This window comes from Nonomuraea angiospora, assembly GCF_014873145.1.
GTDB classification, from domain to species: Bacteria; Actinomycetota; Actinomycetes; order Streptosporangiales; family Streptosporangiaceae; genus Nonomuraea; species Nonomuraea angiospora.
Genome location: NZ_JADBEK010000001.1, coordinates 9,632,753 through 9,649,711, shown reverse-complemented (window position 1 = coordinate 9,649,711; position 16,959 = coordinate 9,632,753). Strand labels below are relative to the sequence as shown.

The window sequence follows — 16,959 nt, the reverse complement described above, 5'->3', positions numbered from 1 at the left end:
AGTTTCCCGGATCCTCCGGCCCACTGGGACCGGAAAACGACACAGACCAGCTTAATATTCGCTGAGATATGGCTGATGGATGGCCAGGAGCGCCGAAACTCTCTCCCGGACCTCCGCAGCACCGGCCGGATGTCGCACCGCCCGGGTCACCAGCGTCCCGACCTCCTTCAATTCCTGGGGCCCCATGCCCTGCGTCGTCACGCACGGCGTGCCGACGCGGATCCCCGACGTGATCGACGGGGGCTCGGGATCGTACGGGATCACGTTCCGGTTGAGCGTGATGCCGGCCGCCGCGCACCTGCGCTCGGCCTCGGCGCCCGACACGTTGAGATCCCGCAGGTCGATCAGCGCCAGATGGGTGTCCGTACCGCCCGACACGGGCCGCATCCCCTGCCCGGCCAGCGCCTCCGTCAGCGCCTGCGCGTTCGCGACCACCTGCCTGGTGTAATCGGCGAACTCGGGGCGCATCGCCTCCGCGAACGCCACCGCCTTGGCCGCCACCACGTGCATCAGCGGCCCGCCCTGGATGAACGGGAACACCGCCCGGTCGATCTTCCCGGCCAGCTCCTCCGTGCACAGGATGGCCCCGCCGCGCGGCCCGCGCAGCGCCTTGTGAGTGGTGAATGTCACCACGTCCGCGTACGGCACCGCCGACGGGATCGCGCCGCCGGCCATCAGCCCGATCGGGTGCGCCACGTCGGCCATCAGCCACGCGCCCACCTCGTCCGCGATGCCGCGGAAAACGGCGAAATCGATCAGCCTGGGGTACGCCGTGGCGCCGCACACGATGAGCTTCGGCTGATGCCGCAGGGCCAGATCCCGGACTTCGTCGTAGTCGATGAGTTCGGTGTCGCGTCGCACGCCGTACGACACGACGTCGAACCATCTTCCCGAGAAATTCACCTTGGAGCCGTGGGTGAGATGGCCGCCGTGCGCCAGCGCCATGGCCAGCATGGTGTCGCCGGGTTGCAGGAGCGCGGCGTAGGCCGCCAGGTTCGCGGAGGCGCCGGAGTGGGGCTGCACGTTGGCGTGCTCGGCCCCGAACAACTTTCGCGCCCGCTCGATCGCCAGCCGCTCGGCCCGGTCCACCACCTCGCAGCCGCCGTAGTAGCGCCGTCCGGGGTAGCCCTCGGCGTACTTGTTGGTGAGGGTGGAACCGAGGGCGGCCAGGACGGCGGGCGAGGTGAAGTTCTCGCTCGCGATCAGCTGGATCCCGCCGCGCACCCGCTCCAGCTCGTCGAGCAGCACCTGTGCGACCTCCGGGTCCTGCCTCTGCAGCGACCCGAAGTCGGGACCGTAGTAGGGTTCCCCACCCATTTCCCCACTGTACGACCTGATGTCCGTTTCTCCCAGCCACACCCCCTCCCCATGCTCACCGCCCCCTCAACCAGCCGCCTCCCCGCCTCCCCTCAACCAGCCCCTCCCCGCCTACGTCAACGGGGCACCGTCCCCCACTCCCCACCGGCGCCCTCCGAGCCGCCGCCGAAGCCACTCCCTCAAGCCGGTGCCTCAACCGCCGCTGCCAGCGCGTGCCATCAGCCCACTGCCTCAAGCGCCTCCCCAGCCTGCGCCGTCAGACCGCCGCCTCAAGCACCTCCCCCAGCCTGCGCCGTCAGGCCGCTGCCTCAACCGCCTCCCTCAGCTCGCGCCATCCGGCCACTCCCCTCAGGCCACGCTGCTGAGGCCGCCCGCCTCTGAAACGACGTCGTCCCGCCATTTCCCCCAAGCCACACTTTTCCCACCGGTCCCCCAGCAGGCGGATTCGCGCTGCTGCGCCAGAAGTGACCTTCTCCACTGCCGCCTCAAACGGACCTCTTGGCGCCTTCCCTCAAAGGACCTCAGCCGGGCTACTGGAACGCATGTGGCGCGTTGGCTGTCGTGGGGATCCACCTGGGCGTGTCCGCCGCCTCGTCGCTGATGGCGGTCAGCACGGAGTGGCGATAGACGGCCAGCCTGGTGCGCCATTCGCGGATGTCCTGGACATAGCGCTCGCCCACCGGGGCATCCCACGTCTGAGGGCTCTTGGCCAGGCTGTACGCCTTGTCGAGTGCCATCCTGAGCGTCTCCAGCTGGGGCAGGACGGTGTTCCAGGCCAGTACGAGGCGCTGGTAGTCAGGGTTGAACTCCCAGGCCCTCTGAGGGCTGTCCAGGGGCCCTGAGGGGGCGGCCGGAGGGGTCTCGTCACGCTCTCTGGGCCTGGGCGCCGGCGGGTCGACGTACATCACGCGCTCCTTTCCGGCGTACCGGGATCGATGTCGCCGGGCGGGCCGTCAGGCCGGATGTCCCGGGGCGCCCACTCGCCCTTGCCGTACTCCCCGGGCGGAACCTCTACTGAGGGCATGTCGAGAGGCTGGATCTCGCGGTGGTGCTCCACGACCATCCGGAGGGCGTCCAGGCTGGGTGGAGAGGCGTTCACGGAGACGACGTCGCTGCCGTCGTTCGCCCAGGCGTTGATGTCGGATCCGGTGGGATAGGCGGCTTCCGTCCCGTATGCGATCTGCACCTGGACCGAGGGGTTGGTCGGCGGAATGGCAACGGGCGCCCCTTGACCCCGCGTCCCCTGATCACCGGTCGCCGCACCATCGCCTCTCCCCTGGCCGCCCTGCTCCCCCACCCCTTGACCACCCTGACCACCATGGCCCCCTGCGCCGTGGCCTCGCTGGTCACCGGCCCCTTGACCGCCCTGATCGCGGGTGCCCTGGCCGCCCTGATCCCCTGCGCCTGCCCCATGGCCTCGCTGGTCGCCCACCCCTTGGCCACCCTGATCGCGGGTCCCCTGATCGCCCTGGCCGCCTTGGCCGTAGGTTCCCTGGTCGCCCGTTCCTCGGCCTTGGTCGCCGGTCCCTCGGTCACCCGTTGGCTGGTCACCGCCCGTCCGCTGGCCTGAGTCACCGCCTGAGGGCTGGTCCGGCGTCGTGTCCTTGGCGCCCGGCGTGGTGTCCGTGCCGTTGGAGGCGCAGGCGTCGTTCGTGCCTGCGGTGGAAGCGGTGCCGTCTGCGGTGGTGGCGGCGCCCCTGGGGGTGGTGTCCGTGGGGGTGGTGTCCGTGGCGGTAGTGCCCGTGGGGGTGGTGTCGTAACCAGAAGTGTCCGCTAATCCCGGCATGTCCAGCGGCGGGATCTCCCGGTGGTGTCCCACCACCGTCTTCAGCGCGTCCAGGTTGGGCGGAGTGGTGTCGGCGGAGACCACGTCGCTGCCGTCGTTCGCCCAGGCGTTGACGTTCGCGGCGGTGGTGCTGTCGGCGGGAACCTTCGGCATTTCCGCCGGTTGCACCTTGTCGGCGTTATCGAGGATGTTTTCCAGTTGCTCGGCCGTTGGCGGGTCGATGGGTATCTGGAGGACCTTTACGCCGTCCACTTCAACGATGTGCGGCTTGGTCGGGTCCTGCTGGTCCTTGGCGGGGGTGTTGACCGCACCGCCGTCCGACTCGGCGCCGTGATCGCGCCTGCTGCCCACATCGTCGTCCTTGGGCTGGTCAACGGGCTGATCACCGGTCTTGCCATCGCTTCCGGTGTCCTGGCCGGTCCCGGTGTCCTTGGCACCATCGCAGCTCTTCCCATCGGCATCGGAGTCCGACTTCCCGTCAGCGCCCGTCTTACCGTCAGCCTTCCCGTCAGCGCCCGTCTTACCGTCAGCGCCCGTCTTACCGTCGGAGTCCGACTTCCCATCAGCGCCCGTCTTACCGTCGGAGTCCGACTTCCCGTCAGCACCCGTCTTACCGTCCGAGTCCGACTTCCCATCAGCACCCGTCTTACCGTCCGAGTCCGACTTCCCATCAGCACCCGTCTTACCGTCCGAGTCCGACTTCCCATCAGCGCCGGTCTTGCCGTCGGAATCCGGCTTCGTGTCGTCGCCCTTCGACGGTGGCTCGTCGGCCCGGGGGTTGTCGTACTTGTCCCGATCCCCTCGCACCTGCTTGGGATCGTCGTCCTCAGTAGCCCCCGCCCCCATCCGAGGCGGTTCGACGCGCTTCTCCAGCACCCCGAGCCGGACGTTGACGTCCTTGACCATCGCGTCGACGGACTCCGCGACCTGTACCGGGCGGTGGGTGGTCTGGGTGGACAGCCCGGCGCGGTGCATGGCGGCCCTGACCTGGTCCTCGACCGTACGCATCTGCGTGGCCGCGTGTTTCACCTCGGTCAGCAGGTCACGGACCAGCTTGGGATCCATGCCGTCGTACTTGCCCATGGGCCACTCCCGGACGTAATCGCCGCTCCGGGCCTCACCGTAATGTCGGCCGGAGCGCGATCGCAGCCGGGATAAGCAGACGGTATACCTGGTTTCTTTCCTGCCCGCCGACGCGGCGAAGGGCCGTCCTCGAGGACAGGGTCTGCGCTTCGGCGGGCTTCGGTCAGGCGTCGGTGGCGACGTAGCCGATGATGCCCCGCAGCTTCTCCACCGGGATGGCCCCGCGCCGCAGCAACCGGGGCACGGCGGTGGTGAGGTCGAGGATGGTGGAGGGCGTGTCGTCGGTGGTCTTGCCGCCGTCGAGATAGACCTCGACCGAGTCGCCGAGCTGCTCCTGGGCCTCCTCCGCCGTGGTGGCGGCGGGGGCGCCGGAGCGGTTGGCGCTGGAGACGGCCATGGGGCCGGTCTCCTTGAGCAGGTCGAGCGCGACCGGGTGGAGCGGCATGCGGACCGCCACCGTGCCCTTGGTCTCCCCCAGGTCCCAGGAAAGGGCCCTGTTGGCCTTGCAGACGAGCGTGAGCGGCCCGGGCCAGAAGGCGTCTATCAGGTCCTGCCCGTACGGCCCGAGGTCCTCTATGAGCGCTGTGGCGGCTCTGACGGTGCCCACGAGCACGGGCGGCGGCATCTCGCGGCCCCGGCCCTTGGCGTCGAGCAGTGCCGTGACCGCCGCCGGCGTGAACGCGTCGGCGCCGATGCCGTAGACGGTGTCTGTCGGCAGCACCACGAGCTCGCCCCGCCGCACCGCGGCGGCGGCCTCCATCACGCCCACGGTCCGCTGCTCCAGGTCGGAGCAGTCAAAGCGTCTGGCCATCGGTCCTGTCACCTCGCTCGCATGGATCCTAGTCCTGGCCCAGCCGGGCCGTGACGAAGCGGTCCCTCCTGGTGAGGTCCTGGCGAAGGCGCACGTCGCGCCAGCCGTTGTCCTCGGGGAACGTCAGATAGGCCGCCCTGCCCTGCTGGTCGGCGTGCTCGACGACCACCCAGCCGCCGGGCCGCAGCAGGCGGCGGGCCGTGCGCTCGACCGCGCGCACCTCGCCGAGCCCGTCCTCGCCGGAGCCGTACAGCGCCCTGGTGGGATCGTAGTCGCGCACCTCGGGGTCGCGCGGGATCGCGCCGGGCGGGATGTAGGGCGGGTTGGAGATGACCAGGTCGACCTTGCCGTTGAGCTCGGGCAGCGCCTCGGCCAGGTCTTCGGGGTGCAGGTGGGTGCGGCCCTGGCCGAGCTCGGAGATGTTGCGCTTGGCCCACGTGTACGCCCCGGGGTCGACCTCCACGGCGTGGACCTCGGCCAAGGCCACCTCCTGGGCGATCGACAGCGCGATCGCGCCCGAGCCGGTGCCGAGATCGACGACGAGCGGGGCGGTCACGTCCATCGCGCGCAGCGTCTCGATGGCCCAGCCCGCCACCACCTCGGTCTCGGGCCGCGGCACGAAGACGCCGGGGCCGACCGACAGTTCGAGGTAGCGGAAGTAGGCGTGGCCGGTGATGTGCTGCAGCGGCTCGCGGGCCTCGCGCCTGGCCACGCCCTCCCAGAACAGCGCGTCGAAGTCGGAGTCCTTGACCGTGTGGAGCTCGCTCCTGCGCACGCCGTGGACGAACGCCGCGATCTCCTCAGCGTCGGTGCGCGGTGAGGGAACACCTGCCTCGGCCAGCCGGGCGGTGGCGAGGGCGATCTCGTCCAGCAGAAATGTCATGAGTGTTGTGCGAGCTTCTCCGCCATTTCGGCGTCGATGAGGGCCTGGGTGACGGCGTTGAGCTCACCGTCGAGAACCTGGTCGAGGTTATACGCCTTGAAGCCGACCCGGTGGTCGGAGATGCGGTTCTCCGGGAAGTTGTAGGTGCGTACGCGCTCGGAGCGGTCGACCGTGCGGACTTGCGACTTGCGCTCGGCCTGCGCGGCGGCCTCGGCCTGCTCCTGCGCGATGGCCAGCAGCCGGGCGCGCAGGATGCGCAGGGCCGACTCCTTGTTCTGGAGCTGGCTCTTCTCGTTCTGGCACGAGACGACCACGCCGGTGGGCAGGTGGGTGATGCGGACCGCCGAGTCGGTGGTGTTGACGCTCTGGCCGCCGGGGCCGCTGGAGCGGTAGACGTCGATGCGCAGGTCGTTGGGGTCGATCTGGACGTCGACGTCCTCGGCCTCGGGGTAGACGAGCACGCCCGCGGCGCTGGTGTGGATGCGGCCCTGCGACTCGGTGACGGGCACCCGCTGCACGCGGTGGACGCCGCCTTCGTACTTGAGCCTGGACCACACGCCCTCGTCGCCCTTGGCCTTGATGCCGACCGTGACGTCTTTGTAGCCGCCCAGGTCGGAGGGCTGGCTGTCGATGACCTCGGTCTTCCAGCCGAGCCGTTCGGCGTATCTCAGGTACATCCGCAGCAGGTCGCCCGCGAACAGCGCGGACTCCTCGCCGCCCTCGCCCGCCTTGATCTCCATGATGATGTCCTTGTCATCGTTGGGATCGCGCGGGATGAGCAGGTGCCTGAGCTTCTCCTCGAGGTGCGGGATGCGCTCCTCCAGCTCGGCCGCCTCGGCCGCGAACGCCTCGTCCTCACCGGCCAGCTCCTTGGCGGCGGTCAGGTCGTCGCGCGTCGAGTCGAGCTCGCGGTACGTCGTGACGATCGGCGTGAGCTGCGAGTAACGCCTGCCGAGGGTGCGGGCCTTGTTCTGGTCGGCGTGCACGGCGGGATCGGCGAGCTGCAGCTCCAGCTCGGAATACTCCTTGAGCAACTCGTCGAGGTTCACCGTGTGTCCTTAGTCTTGGGGCTTACACCAGTAACGCCGGCCCAGCGCACGGGCGTGCGTCCGGGCCGGCGTCGGTGAAGCTACTTGCCCGTGGCCTTCTTGCCGAAGCGCTTCTCGAAGCGGGCCACCCGGCCGCCGGTGTCGAGGATCTTCTGCTTGCCGGTGTAGAACGGGTGGCAGGCAGAGCAGACGTCGGCGTGGATGACGCCGTTCTTGGCGGTGCTACGGGTGGTGAACGTGTTGCCGCAGGAGCAGCTCACCTGCGTCACGTTGTAGTCAGGGTGGATGTCGCGCTTCATCGCTGTCCTTTCGGGGTGCGGCCGCCGGGTCGCCTTCACGCACGGCGTGAACCGGAACCGCTAAATGGTCAGCTACCAGTGTGCCAGATCGTCCAACCATCCCAGGCCATCGCGCATTCCCGTCGGCGGCCCAGATCGGTGAGCACGGCCGGCACACGGCGGTGATCCTCGGGCGCAGGCCCCAGGGCCAGCTTGGGGAAGATACCGGAAATGTGCTTCTCCACGGCGCCTTCCGTGACGGCCGGCCGGGCGTCGCAGCAGCTCGACGGAGACGTCCCGTGCAACCAGGCCATCCCGCGTACGAGGTAGGCCGCGAGCACGAACACCAGCATCCCCGAAGACCACGGCGACGACGGCCCCCGGCCTGCTGTCGATGGTCAGCTCGTGTAGACGCCCGCCGCCGCCCACAGCGACATCAGGACGGGCTGGATGATCAGCATCACCGCCGTGAACCACAGGACGACCGACACGGCGGTCCCGACCAGGCCGGGCGTCAGCGGCATCGCCCGCCGCGCCACATCAGCACCGTGGCCATCATCAGCGGCACGACCACCCAGACGACGGTCAGCGTGAGGGACGTGAGCACGGCGACGAACCAGCCGATCCCGGTCGCCCCCCGGGCGCGAAAAGGGCGGCACGGGGACGAACCCCCATGCCGCCCCTCTCAGGAAGCCGCTAGTCGCGGTCGTTGCTCACCGTGGTCTTCTGGACCTGCAGGAGGAACTCCGCGTTGGACTTGGTCTCCTTCATCTTCTCCAGGAGCAGTTCAAGCGCCTGCTGCATGTCGAGCGCGTGCAGCACCCGGCGCAGCTTCCAGACGATCTGGAGCTCGTCCTTGCCCATGAGGATCTCTTCCTTACGCGTGCCGGACGCGTCCACGTCCACCGCGGGGAAGATCCGCTTGTCGGCCAGGGAGCGGTTGAGCTTGAGCTCGGCGTTGCCGGTGCCCTTGAACTCCTCGAAGATGACCTCGTCCATCTTGGACCCGGTCTCGACCAGGGCCGTGGCGAGGATCGTCAGCGAGCCGCCGTTCTCGATGTTGCGCGCGGCGCCGAAGAAGCGCTTGGGCGGGTAGAGCGCCGTGGAGTCGACACCACCCGACAGGATGCGCCCGGACGCCGGGGCCGCCAGGTTGTAGGCGCGGCCGAGGCGGGTGATCGAGTCGAGCAGGACGACCACGTCGTGGCCCAGCTCCACCAGGCGCTTGGCCCGCTCGATGGCGAGCTCGGCGACCGTGGTGTGGTCTTCGGCCGGACGGTCGAAGGTCGAGTGGATGACCTCGCCCTTGACCGACCGCTGCATGTCGGTGACCTCTTCAGGCCGCTCGTCCACGAGCACGACCATCAGGTGGCACTCGGGGTTGTTGCGGGTGATCGCGTTGGCGATGGACTGCAGCACCATCGTCTTACCGGCCTTGGGCGGCGAGACGATGAGGCCGCGCTGGCCCTTGCCGATCGGCGAGACGAGGTCGATGATCCGCGTGGTGAGGATGTTCGGCTCGGTCTCGAGGCGCAGGCGCTCCTGCGGGTAGAGCGGCGTCAGCTTGTTGAAGTCAGGCCGGTTGCGGGCCTGGTCCGGGTCCATGCCGTTGACGGTGTCGAGGCGGACCAGGGCGTTGAACTTCTCGCGCCGCTCGCCGTCGCGGGGCTGCCGGACGGCGCCGGTGATGACGTCGCCCTTGCGCAGGCCGTTGCGGCGGATCTGGGCGAGCGAGACGTAGACGTCGTTGCTGCCCGGCAGGTAGCCGCTGGTCCTGACGAACGCGTAGTTGTCGAGGATGTCGAGGATGCCGGCGATCGGGATGAGCACGTCGTCGTCGCCGATGACGGGCTCGCTGCCCTCGAAGCGGTCACGGCCGCGACCGCGGTTGCGCTCCCTGAAGCGGCCCCGGCGACCGCGCCCGCCGCGCTCGTCGTCGTCCATGCCGCCGCCGCGCTGGTCACCGCGCTGGTCACCGCGCTGGTCGCTCCGGCCCGCGTCGGCGGCGCGCTCGCGCTGCTCGCCACGGCCACCGTCACGACCGAGGTCACGGCCACTGTCACGGCCACTGTCACGACCGCCGTCGCGGCCGTCACGGCCACTGTCACGACCGCCGTCGCGGCTGTCACGGCTGTCACGCCCGCCGTCACGGCTGCTCTCGGCACGGCCGCCCTCCCCGCGGTCACTGCCGGAGCGGTCTCCCCGCTCGCGGCGCTCACCGCGGCTGCGGCGCTCGCGACGGCTCTCGCCGCGCTCGGCGCGCGTCTCGCTCTGGCCGCTCTCCACGGCCTGGGCCTGCGGCTCCACGACCGGCTCGGCCGGCGCGGCGGCCGCGACGGGCTCGGGGGCCGCGGCGACGGGCTCCGCCGGCTGCGCGACGGGCTGGGCCGCGGGCTCGTCGGCGGTCTTGGCGCGGGAACGTTCCCTGCGCGTACGGGTGGGCCGCTCCGCGGCCGGGGCGGCGTCAGCCGCGACGGCGGGCGCCTCGGCGGCCGGGGCGGGAGCCGGTGCGGCCTCGCCGGGACCGCCACCCTGCTTCTCCTGGATGGCCGCGATGAGCTGGCTCTTCCGCATGCGCCCGGTCCCGCTGATGCCCAGCTCCGCTGCCATCTTCTGCAGCTCGGGCAGCACCTTGGCGGACAGGCCGGTGCCGGAGCGACGCGCACGGGTGGTCTTCGCCGGTGCGCGGGTGGGGGTGTCGCCGGACGCCGGCTCAGCGCCTGATGCGTCGGAGAGGAGTTCGGTGGTGTCGCTCAACTAAAAGGTCCTTCCCAGGGGTCGGGCGCCGGTTTCGTTCTGCCGGGCGTCCCGGAGGTGCTTGCGATCCGGCGGGACAGACCGGGTCGGGGTGCACTCTGCGATCTTCGGCTGTCGCTGTGGACGGCCGCCACTCTTGGGGAGGGGCTCGTCCAAGCGGCCACATGGCCGTGGCGCGTGGCTGACACCCCCCAGATTGCTGTCGCCAACCAGATGTCGATGTGATTCGAACGCGCAGATCCCCGTCGTCGCCGCCTCGTTTCGAGCCAACCGGGTGTGGGCCAACCGGAGGCGACGGAGTCCGGGGAGACAGCCGCGCTGCTCACGCCTCGCGACGTGAAGCATGATGCAGCGATGTGTGGCTGACAAGCACGCACCCACCAAGGGGGCATCTGGTGCGGCTATCAGCCTAACATCACCAGCGCACACGGCTATTCCCTGAAGGTCTAAAGAGGCATCAGCGTGTCTCGGGGAACTGAACGTTCGCACCAACCGGGTCGACGTCCATTTGCTGGATGTGCCAGTCATTACCCACTTCTGGCGCGATCAAATCCTGCGTATCCGATGTCGAAAACGCAAGAACCGTGGGACCCGCTCCCGAAACGACCGCGGGCACGCCCACTGCACGGAGACGTTCTACCAGATTCGCGCTGTCCCGCATCGCAGGCGCGCGGTAATGCTGATGGAGTCGATCTTCGGTGGCGGCGAGCAGCAGCCCGGGCTCCGGTCGCTGGGTCAGCGCCGCGATCAGCAGCGCAGCCCTGCCGGCGTTGAACGATGCGTCCTTGTGGGGCACGTCCTTAGGCAGCAGCCCCCGCGCGGTCTCCGTGGCCAGCCGGGTGGCAGGAACGACCACGACCGGGCGGATGCGCGTGTCAGCAACCAGTTTCACCATATGCGGCGCCCCGGACTGGTCGTACCAGGCCACGGTCAGACCGCCGGCCAGACAGGGGGCGACGTTGTCGGGATGGCCCTCAATCTCGGTGGCCAGCGCGAAAACGTCGTCGTCCGAAAATCGCCCGCGCTCAGAAAGTTGTTCGCCCTCAGCCAAAGCGCGGGCCGCCAGGATGCCCGCGCAAAGGGCGGCCGAGGAGGATCCCAGCCCGCGCGCGTGCGGAATCCTGTTACGGCAGTGCAGGCGGATGCCGCTGGGCTGCTTGATCCCCATGCGGTCGAACGTCGTCCGCATCGCCCTGACGATCAGGTGACCCTCTCCGAGATCCACCTCGCCCGCGCCCTCGCCCTCGACGGTGACGTGAGCCCCGGCCTCGTCGGTGAGCGCGGCCTCGACGTCGTCGTACAGGCTCAGCGCCAGTCCGAGCGCGTCGAACCCGGGACCCAGGTTCGCCGAGGTGGCGGGCACGCGAATCTCAACGGTCCGCACATGTACTCCCTGTCAGGCGAGGTTGAGCGCCGCCGCGGCGGCGTGGACGTCGATGGGGATGACGACGGGCGCGGGCGCGCCCGAGATCGCCCAGTCGGGGTCCTTCAGCCCGTTGCCGGTGACCGTGCAGACGATGCGCTGCCCCGGGTCGACGAGCCCCTGCGCGTGGGCCTGCAAAAGTCCCGCGACGCTGGCGGCCGAGGCCAGCTCCACGAACACGCCCTCCTCCTGCGCCAGCAGCTTGTACGCCGCCGCGATCTGCCGGTCGGTCACCGCCTGGATGACGCCGCCCGACTCGTCGCGCGCCGCGGTGGCCAGCGACCAGGAGGCCGGGTTGCCGATGCGGATGGCGGTGGCGATCGTGTGCGGATGGGACACGGGCGCGCCCTGGACGATCGGCGCCGCCCCGCTGGCCTGGAAGCCGAACATGCGCGGCCGCTTCGTCGACACGCCGTCGGCCGCGTACTCCTGGTAGCCCATCCAGTACGCCGAGATGTTGCCCGCATTGCCCACCGGGATGCAGTGGATGTCCGGGGCGTCACCCAGCGTGTCGACGATCTCGAACGCCGCCGTCTTCTGGCCCTGCAGCCGGAACGGGTTGACCGAGTTGACCAGCGCGATCGGGTAGCTGGACGACAGCTTGCGGGTCATCTCGAGACAGTCGTCGAACGACCCCTCGACCTGCAGCAGCGTGGCGCCGTGCACGAGCGCCTGGGCCAGCTTGCCCATGGCGATCTTCCCCCGTGGCACCAGCACGGCGCAGGTCAGCCCGGCGCGTACGGCGTAGGCCGCCGCCGACGCCGAGGTGTTGCCGGTGGAGGCGCAGATGACCGCCTTTGCCCCCTCCTCGACCGCCTTGCTGATGGCCATGGTCATGCCGCGGTCCTTGAAGCTGCCCGTCGGGTTGGCTCCCTCGACCTTCAGGTAGACGTCGCACCCCGTCAGCGCCGACAGGCGGTTGGCGGGGACCAGCGGCGTGCCGCCTTCGAGCAGCGTGATGACAGGCGTCTTCGGAGTGACAGGAAGACGCTCGCGGTATTCCTCGATGAGGCCACGCCACGACCTGCTCATGATGACTCCCTACCTGCGGTGTTGGGCACAGAGTGTACGGGGTGCGGCGGGCCCGCGCGGATCCGCGTCCACCCGCCGGACACCTCCGTTGGACAGGGGCGCTATTCAGGAAATTCTCAGCATCTCCCGATAAGGTCTCGGGCCAGGGGGTCACCACCATGGACGCGCGTCCTGCTTTGACGCAGAACGACTATTCGCCGATCGCGGCGCCGGAGCTCGGCACCTGGTCACCCGCCCTTTCCGTGAGCGTGGTGATACCCGCTCACGGCGGGCAGGACCGGCTCGACCTGACACTCGCGGCGCTGGCGGCGCAGACGTACCCGGACCATCTCATGGAGGTCCTCGTCGTCGACGACGGCAGCGAGCCTCCCATCCGGCTGCCCGAGATCCGCCCCGTCAACACCCGCGTCGTACGGGTGCGCGACGGCTGGGGCATCTCCAACGCCGTCAACACCGGCGCGAAGGCCGCCGACGGCGAGATCATCCAGCGTCTCGACGCCGACATGGTCGCCTGCCGTGAGCACATCGAGGCCCTGGCCCGCTGGCACCACGTGACGGACTATCTCGTCACGATCGGGATGAAGAAGTTCGTGGACGCGCCGCCGGTCACGCCGCGCCAGGTCTTCCGCGCGGGACACCTGGGAGAGCTGTTCGACCTGGCCGGGGCCGTGTCGAGCTCCACCGAGGCGACGATCGCCAAGACCGACGGGCTGCGCAAGAGCCGCAACCCGTACCACGTGTGCACGGGGCCGACCTTCGCCCTGCCCCGGGAGGTCTTCCACGCCGTGGGCGGTCTCGACCCGAACGTGGCGCGGGGCGAGGACACCGAGTTCTCCTACCGGCTGGCCATGCACGGCGTGGTGTTCGTCCCGGACATGGACGCGCAGGCCGTGCACCTGGGGCTGCCCGCGCAGCACCGCGACAGGGAGCGCGCCGTGCGGGCCGTGGAGCCGTACCTGGCGCACCGGATCCCGCTGCGCAGGGACCTGCGCAAGGACCGGGGGCGGCGGTGGCTGGTGCCGTACGTGGAGATCGTGCTCGACGTCACGGACACCTCCGAGTCGGTGGTGCGGCAGGCGGTGGCGGCGGCGCTGGACGGCAAGCTGCAGGACGTGGTGGTGACGCTGGTGGGGCCGTGGTCGCGGCTGGCCTCCGGGCGCCGGTCCGTCCTGTCGGACCCGTGTTTCGAGCTGCGGCTGATGCGTGACCTGTTCGCGCACGACGACCGCGTCCGCCTGATCGACGAGGCCGCCCCCACCCCGGCGCCCACGCCGTTCCGCTACCGGGGGCCGGTCGACGTGCCGCTGCACCGGGCGACGCTGGAGCGCATGATCGAGTCGGTGCAGAAGGACCTCGCCGGCGTGCTGATCGTCGACCTGCCCGACGGGCGCACGGCCCGGCTGGAGCGCACCTCCGCCCTCGGCCGCGCGGTCCTGCTCGCCGACCCGGGGACCGCCGACGTGGACGACCTCATCGCCACCACCCACGGCGTACGCCACGAGCCGCCGGACCGCTACTGGCCCGCGCCCGCTCCCGCGCAGCCCGACCCGGTCGCCATCCCCGCCCCGGCCCCGGCTGCCGCCCCGGTGACCGTCCCGGTGCCGCCGGAGAACACGGTGCCCCCAGAGAACGGCGTGCCCCCGGAGAACACGCTGCTGCGCCGCCTCAAGTCCGCCCTCCGCCCCAACTGACCCGCCCCCTCCAAGGGCCCCTTCAAGGGCGGGCGGGTCAGCCGCGCAGGCGTTTGCGTAAGGCGCGTTTCATGGTCGTCGAGACCAGGACCCGCAGGCTCTGCTGGGCGCGGCCGGCGGCGGCCAGCTGGCGGCGCAGCGTGCCGACCTCGCGCCGCAGCTCCACGGTCGACTTGCGCCAGCGCCCCGCCTCGTCCCGCCACTTGGCCACCTGCGCCCGCAGCCGCTCCGCCTCCTTGGCCAGCCGGGCCGCCTCGGCCTGCGCCTCCAGGCGCGCCCGGTACGCTCCCCGCCGCCCGAGGATCGTCCCAGGCTCGGTCGTGAAGCCGTACGTCCCCGCCTCCACCCAGGTGACGCCCGACACCGAGTCCACCGCGTCGTCCAGGTCCTCCCCCGGCGACACCACGATGCGGGCGCGGGCGAAGGCGGACGCGCGTTCCAGGCGGGCCGCGACGACCCCCTGGGAGGACTCGTGGAGCAGCACGTTCACCAGGCCGAGCCCCTCGTCGCGGGCCAGGTCGAGCAGGCGGGCCAGGGAGTCCTCGCCGGGGACCCAGCCGGGCGGCAGGCGCAGCACGAAGGGCACGGCGGGGTCGACGGACTCCGTGGCGGACAGGCGTACCCGGCCTTCATGGCGATAGTGGCCCTGGACCAGCACCAGGTCGAGGTCGGGGTCCTTCAGGGGGGCGCGGCGGTCGCGGCCGAGGGTGTCCCAGGGCCCGAGGACGAGCACGGACAGGTCGGGTAACGTGCCGGCGAGCAGCGCGTCCACCGTCGCGCGCACCGAGTCGTAGCCCGCCGTGCCGTCCACCACCACGGTGACGTACGGCACCTTCCACTGCCGCCCGGGATGCCCCCGCAGCCACCGGTAGGCCGGGATGCGGTCGGCCACGAACGCGTGGCTCACCCGGTCGATCGGCTGTTTGCCGCGCATCCGCATGGTGGGCCCGAGGTGGTAGGCGCGGGCCGACGGCTCCGGCACGAAGACGGCGCCCGCCTGGCCGAGCCGGTAGCCCATCTCGGTGTCCTGGCCCAGGATCAGCTCGTCGTCCATCGGCCCGGCGGCCTCGATCAGCCGGGCGTTGACCGAGGTCGCGCCCCCGACGTGCAGGCTGAACGGGCGCTGCGGGTTGTCGGTGAGCCCGTCGGTGCGCTCGACGAGATCGACGATCCAGGCGTGCGGCGCCGCGGGCTCGAAGTGCCTCTCCAGGTCGTCGGGCAGCTCGCGGGGCACCTCGGCGTCGGTGAAGCGGATGTAGCCGGTGACGACCAGGTAGGGGGCGGCGTGGTGCCAGCGCATGTGGGCCGCGATCGCGCCCGGGGTGAGCACCACGTCGGAGTCGAGCCAGTGGATCACGTCGCCGGTCGCCTCGGCCAGCCCGGCGTTGCGGGCACTGGCCCGGCCCGGCTCCGCGCAGACGATCAGGCGGGTCCGCTCGGGGCGGACGGCGGGCAGGCGCAGCGGGGGCGCGCTGCCGTTGTCGACGACGATGACCTCGGTCAGCTCCGCCGGGTACGTCTGCCCGGCCAGCCCGGCGAGCACCAGGTCGAGCTTGTCCTGCCCGCCGTAGGCCGGGATGACCACGCTGACCGTGAGCTCCGGGGTGAGGTCTTCCTGGAGGGGTTGGAGGATCCGGTAGTCGTTGCCGCGCACCCTGGCCGTACCGGCGACATCCGTGGTCATGCGGCTTCCATCAGCAGGCTCGGGCGGAAGCCGCGCCACTGGCCGGCGGCCACCTTGAGGAAGTGGGCGAGGGGCAGCTGCCAGGTGTGCTCGTCGCTGAGCCCCCGGCGCAGAACGTAGCCCAGCCCGTGGGTACGGTAGACGCGCGCACCGGCCTTTTGTGCTGCTTTGAGAAACTCGAGATCGACTGCCCGCGACAGCCTAGGAAATCCCCCAATTTCTTGAAATTTCGCCCGGGAAATCAAGATCGTCCCTCCGGCCACATGATCGGCCCACACCTCGCTCGGATACGCCGCACCGCTCGCGAAAGTCGTCCGCCGCACCGTGGCCCGCAGCGGCTCCAGGTAGAAGAACTCGGCCGTCGTCCCGACCACGTCGGCCCCCGAGTAGGCCAGCGCCATGAGCAGATCCCCCAGGTGGCGCGGCCCGTACCAGTCGTCGTCGTCCCACTTCACCAGGTGGTCGCCGCGCGCCAGGGCCGCCAACCGGTTGAGCACCTCTCCGAACGGAACGTCCTGCGAAGCCTCGATCCATTTCACGGGCAGCGAACACGACTCGACCGCCTCCCGCACCTCCTCGAAGCCCACCCCGTGCAGCCCGAGCAGCACCTCGGCCTCAACGTCCCGCTGCCGGCCCATCTGGGCCAGCGCCGACCCCACCATCCCCGGCCGCTTGCTGGACATCACGATGCTGACCGAGGGCCGGACCGAGGGCATGGAGGCGCGGTGCGCCAGGCGGCGCAGGCGTACGCTGTGCTCCTCCCGCCGCAGGTCGGCCAGCGAACGCGCGGTCCCGTCGGCCGCGTGGCCGAGCCAGTCGCGGTCGGTGAGCAGCGCGGCGAGGTCGCCGGGCACCCAGGGCGCGGCGCGCTCGGCGGTCAGCGGCACCCCGGCGGCGGCCAGCCGCAGCAACCCCTCCAAGGGCACCTCGGCGGCGGGCCACTCGATCTCCAGCCCGCGCAGCGGGCGCAGCGCGGGCACGTCGGGGCGCCCGCCCTCCACCGCCCAGCCGTCGTGCGCCCAGTGCAGGCGGGCCAGCCCCTTCTCCGGCGTACGCGCGAAGCCACAAGGGGTGATGGACATGGGCCTCCTTGGGACTTGGTCGGCGCCTACCTTACGCCGGTTTTACTGACGGGTAGACGCGGCCACCACATTCGGCAGGCCCT

Annotated in this window: 15 protein-coding genes; 1 reads left to right on the top strand and 14 read right to left on the bottom strand. The window is 70.6% G+C overall.

The window, feature by feature from the left end:
• Nucleotides 1-51 precede the first annotated feature (51 nt).
• From H4W80_RS44495 to thrC, 12 genes are all read right to left on the bottom strand, one after another.
• Complete coding sequence (locus H4W80_RS44495) at nt 52-1,317, bottom strand: serine hydroxymethyltransferase (protein WP_192790566.1); 1,266 nt, start codon at nt 1,315-1,317, stop codon at nt 52-54.
• Between the two features lie 530 nt (nt 1,318-1,847).
• Nucleotides 1,848-2,222: a hypothetical protein gene (locus H4W80_RS44490; protein ID WP_192790565.1), complete on the bottom strand. Its 375-nt coding sequence runs from the start codon at nt 2,220-2,222 to the stop codon at nt 1,848-1,850.
• Nucleotides 2,222-4,186 carry a hypothetical protein gene (locus H4W80_RS44485; RefSeq protein ID WP_192790564.1) on the bottom strand — a complete coding sequence of 655 codons (1,965 nt, stop codon included), beginning with the start codon at nt 4,184-4,186 and terminating at the stop codon, nt 2,222-2,224. The genes H4W80_RS44490 and H4W80_RS44485 overlap by 1 nt, the downstream gene beginning before the upstream one ends.
• A 163-nt stretch (nt 4,187-4,349) precedes the next feature.
• The gene (locus H4W80_RS44480; protein WP_192790563.1) at nt 4,350-4,997 is read right to left on the bottom strand and encodes an L-threonylcarbamoyladenylate synthase; all 648 of its coding nucleotides are present in this window, start codon (nt 4,995-4,997) and stop codon (nt 4,350-4,352) included.
• Between the two features lie 28 nt (nt 4,998-5,025).
• Nucleotides 5,026-5,880: a peptide chain release factor N(5)-glutamine methyltransferase gene (gene prmC / locus H4W80_RS44475; protein ID WP_192790562.1), complete on the bottom strand. Its 855-nt coding sequence runs from the start codon at nt 5,878-5,880 to the stop codon at nt 5,026-5,028.
• Nucleotides 5,877-6,929 (bottom strand): peptide chain release factor 1, encoded by a 1,053-nt coding sequence (gene prfA, locus H4W80_RS44470; protein WP_192790561.1) that lies wholly within the window; start codon nt 6,927-6,929, stop codon nt 5,877-5,879. The genes prmC and prfA overlap by 4 nt, the downstream gene beginning before the upstream one ends.
• An 80-nt stretch (nt 6,930-7,009) precedes the next feature.
• Nucleotides 7,010-7,228, bottom strand: coding sequence for a 50S ribosomal protein L31 (gene rpmE / locus H4W80_RS44465; protein ID WP_106248153.1), 219 nt, complete (start codon nt 7,226-7,228; stop codon nt 7,010-7,012).
• Between the two features lie 68 nt (nt 7,229-7,296).
• Nucleotides 7,297-7,560, bottom strand: a complete 264-nt coding sequence (locus H4W80_RS44460; protein ID WP_192794455.1) for a hypothetical protein — start codon at nt 7,558-7,560, stop codon at nt 7,297-7,299.
• Nucleotides 7,561-7,605: 45 nt separating this feature from the next.
• The gene (locus H4W80_RS44455; protein WP_192790560.1) at nt 7,606-7,746 is read right to left on the bottom strand and encodes a hypothetical protein; all 141 of its coding nucleotides are present in this window, start codon (nt 7,744-7,746) and stop codon (nt 7,606-7,608) included.
• 157 nt (nt 7,747-7,903) lie between these two features.
• Nucleotides 7,904-9,964 (bottom strand): transcription termination factor Rho, encoded by a 2,061-nt coding sequence (rho, locus tag H4W80_RS44450; protein ID WP_192790559.1) that lies wholly within the window; start codon nt 9,962-9,964, stop codon nt 7,904-7,906.
• Between the two features lie 457 nt (nt 9,965-10,421).
• Complete coding sequence (gene thrB / locus H4W80_RS44445; protein ID WP_192790558.1) at nt 10,422-11,348, bottom strand: homoserine kinase; 927 nt, start codon at nt 11,346-11,348, stop codon at nt 10,422-10,424.
• Nucleotides 11,349-11,360: 12 nt separating this feature from the next.
• On the bottom strand, nt 11,361-12,419 hold the full coding sequence (gene thrC, locus H4W80_RS44440) for a threonine synthase (protein ID WP_192790557.1): 1,059 nt from the start codon (nt 12,417-12,419) through the stop codon (nt 11,361-11,363).
• Between the two features lie 158 nt (nt 12,420-12,577).
• On the opposite strand from thrC, the gene H4W80_RS44435 reads away from it, so the two are divergent.
• Nucleotides 12,578-14,110: a glycosyltransferase family 2 protein gene (locus H4W80_RS44435; protein ID WP_192790556.1), complete on the top strand. Its 1,533-nt coding sequence runs from the start codon at nt 12,578-12,580 to the stop codon at nt 14,108-14,110.
• 37 nt (nt 14,111-14,147) lie between these two features.
• Here the strand turns inward: H4W80_RS44435 and H4W80_RS44430 are convergent, their stop codons facing one another.
• Together H4W80_RS44430 and H4W80_RS44425 are read right to left on the bottom strand one after the other, a co-directional pair.
• Nucleotides 14,148-15,794, bottom strand: coding sequence for a glycosyltransferase family 2 protein (locus H4W80_RS44430; protein ID WP_192790555.1), 1,647 nt, complete (start codon nt 15,792-15,794; stop codon nt 14,148-14,150).
• Nucleotides 15,791-16,876: a glycosyltransferase family 2 protein gene (locus H4W80_RS44425; RefSeq protein WP_192790554.1), complete on the bottom strand. Its 1,086-nt coding sequence runs from the start codon at nt 16,874-16,876 to the stop codon at nt 15,791-15,793. Before H4W80_RS44425 ends, H4W80_RS44430 begins: the two co-directional genes overlap by 4 nt.
• Nucleotides 16,877-16,959: the final 83 nt, after the last annotated feature.